Genomic DNA, 2,570 nt, shown 5'->3' with positions numbered 1-2,570 from the left:
CTTCCTAATATTCAATCCAAAACCTATAAATTATGGACAGGTAGAGACGATAATATCACTATTTTTTCCTGACGAATCTAAAAAATTAGATAATTTTTAGTCTAATGGTTTTGTACCGTTGATTTTTCGTGATGATAAGTTTCTACTTAAATCTATAGTTTGACTAGAACAGGACTTACGCAAAGGTACTATATATAGAGTTAAAAAACTATAACGTTATAGTTTTTAGCGCTATATATGTGGTCTCTGTGTAAGTCCTATAAAAAATAAGGTCTCAAGTCTCTCTACCCCCTTTTAATGGCAGGGCTGTTTCATTCTCACTCTAGGTGTACAATTATAGAGTAAGGAGCAAATTTAGTTGGTAAAATTGGCCAATATACTAATATATGAAAATATATGGAAAAAAGCCTGATTGATTACCTGAAAGAAATACCTGATTTTCGTATAGCTGAGAGGTTTTCGTCACCCCTGATGGCTGATACTGCTGCACCGTGATTATGGTAATCATAAGTGGTTATTGGGGTTATAGACAGTTAGGAAGATTTACCGAACGCCATCGTTTAACTTTAATTATAGAGTTCAAAAACTATAACGTTATAGTTTTGAACGCTATATACATGGTCTTTGGGTAAGTCCTGAACTAATTATCTAAACTTGATATAATATGATAGCGATTATTACTCAGCTATCAGCAGTTTGTTTGTTTGTTTGTTTGTAATTACATAACTTTTTAGGATAGTGAGGTAAAGTTTTAATATTAATCTCTTTTCCTGATTTCCTACTTCCTACTGTCCCATAATTTTGTACCTCATCAACTTAAAAACTGTTGTAAGACTTATGTAATCTTGGCTTAATAGCCCAATCAAAAAACTTTCTCATCTTTATCTTTTTTTATTTCCCTTTTTCCTGCTCCTGACTCCTGACTGCTTCCTAATGATTGATAATTGTTGAACCGGACATGAGTTATATAATATTTCTCAAGTTAGTCAAATACACTTGTTTTTCTTATTTTGTCTTTCCTGTTATCTGTTCAAATCTTCCCTACCTCCAGAGTCAATTAAATTAATTTTCTACAGGTACTGATGTCTACTCAAAACCTTCATAATCTCACTGTTACTCAAGCTGAAAAAATTCTCCATGAATTTACTTGTCAAGATATGAAATCAGTGGAATTACAAGAGGAAAAAGCTATAACCCGTGCTGCAATCTTGTTGTTGGTAAATTCGTCTGATTATCAAATGTTAGGAATTTGTGCCGATTCAACTACTGAAGCTTTATCTACATTAGGAAACTATTTAGAAGCTTTAGGGTATCATACCACTCTGATGAATGAGTCTAATTTTCATTCGATTGAAGGGTCTGTTTATCTGAAATTTAATGGGATGAAAGAGTCATATATTATGGAATCCTATACTGGAAAATATCGAGGCGTATTAGTATCTTGTCAATCTGATGAAGCAACAGGAATTAATGGAACTTATGGTTATTTACCACTAGATTTATTTACTTAAAATAATGATTATTTTGATCTTAAATTAAGTATATTAAGGAGGGGAGAAACCAAGGTATCAAATAAGGGAAACAAAAAATTTCCGCGACTGATACATGAGATGCTAATTAGGGTTTACTGAAAAAGTCTTTTTTAAGCCTAAATTCTGCACTTCAGAATGTAGTCTAAAGCTAGGAGTCAGGAGTCAGGAGTTATAGTCAGGACTTACGCAAAGACCATGTATATAGCGTTCAAAACTATAACGTTATAGTTTTTTAACTCTATATCTATATATATAGTACCTCTGGGCAAGTCCTGATAGTTTTAACTGATGGATGAGTCATCAATTAAGTAGGGTTTGCTGATAAAATATCAAAGGATTGACAGATAAAGGTTTGAGCAATTTTAGAGCTTGAAAAAGTACCAGCTTTTAAGTCGATCAAGCTGAAAAAGTGAGCATTTTTGGGTAATGGGAGGCAGAAAAATCAAGGGACTATTCTTGTCACTACCTACTCTATAACTCTCATGCCTCCTGACTCCTGACTCCTCCCCCTTACTAAAAGACTTTTTCAGTAAACCCTAAGTAAGTGTTTATATTTAATCTTTTCCTAAGAATTTGACGAATTAGAAAGGTCAGTGCGACTCGTTGGCTAGTCAAGACTGCTGAAAAGCAGGTATATCTAACCTTCCGTGACTAAGGAGGTGGTAAATATATAGTCACGAGAAAACTCTTATATCCTTCGAGGTGAAATTCCTCCGCCTTGTTGTTGGGTAGAAAGCATAGACCATACTGGAGAGAATGAACATCAAACTGGTGAAGCTGGTCTAAAAGCGGGAAAATACCAGTTACCGAGGAACGATACCGCAAGCAAAGGCTGAGTGCGACTCGTTCCTGTTAGGAGCCTTTAGAGACTAAAGGGGTATGAACAGGGTCTAACGAGGCCACAGAGGAAGAGCCTAGGCTGAGTGCGACTCGTTCCTGTTAGGAGCCTTTAGAGACTAAAGGGGTATGAACAGGGTCTAACGAGGCCACAGAGGAAGAGCCTGTATAGTCCATAGCTATATGAGGCCACCGAAGAAG

1 protein-coding gene is annotated in these 2,570 nt (G+C 35.6%); it reads left to right on the top strand.

Annotated elements, in window-relative coordinates; translation table 11 throughout:
- The first annotated feature begins 1,082 nt into the window (after positions 1-1,082).
- A complete protein-coding gene (locus AFK68_RS02320) occupies positions 1,083-1,511 on the top strand; it encodes a DUF1824 family protein (RefSeq protein ID WP_094671315.1) in 429 nt (142 codons plus the stop codon).
- The last annotated feature ends 1,059 nt before the right edge of the window (positions 1,512-2,570 follow it).

Origin of the sequence: Hydrocoleum sp. CS-953, from assembly GCF_002260545.1 — a bacterium.
Taxonomy (GTDB): Bacteria; Cyanobacteriota; Cyanobacteriia; order Cyanobacteriales; family Microcoleaceae; genus Trichodesmium.
The sequence above is the reverse complement of the archived record's forward strand: the minus strand, read 5'-3'. Positions and strand labels throughout refer to the sequence as shown.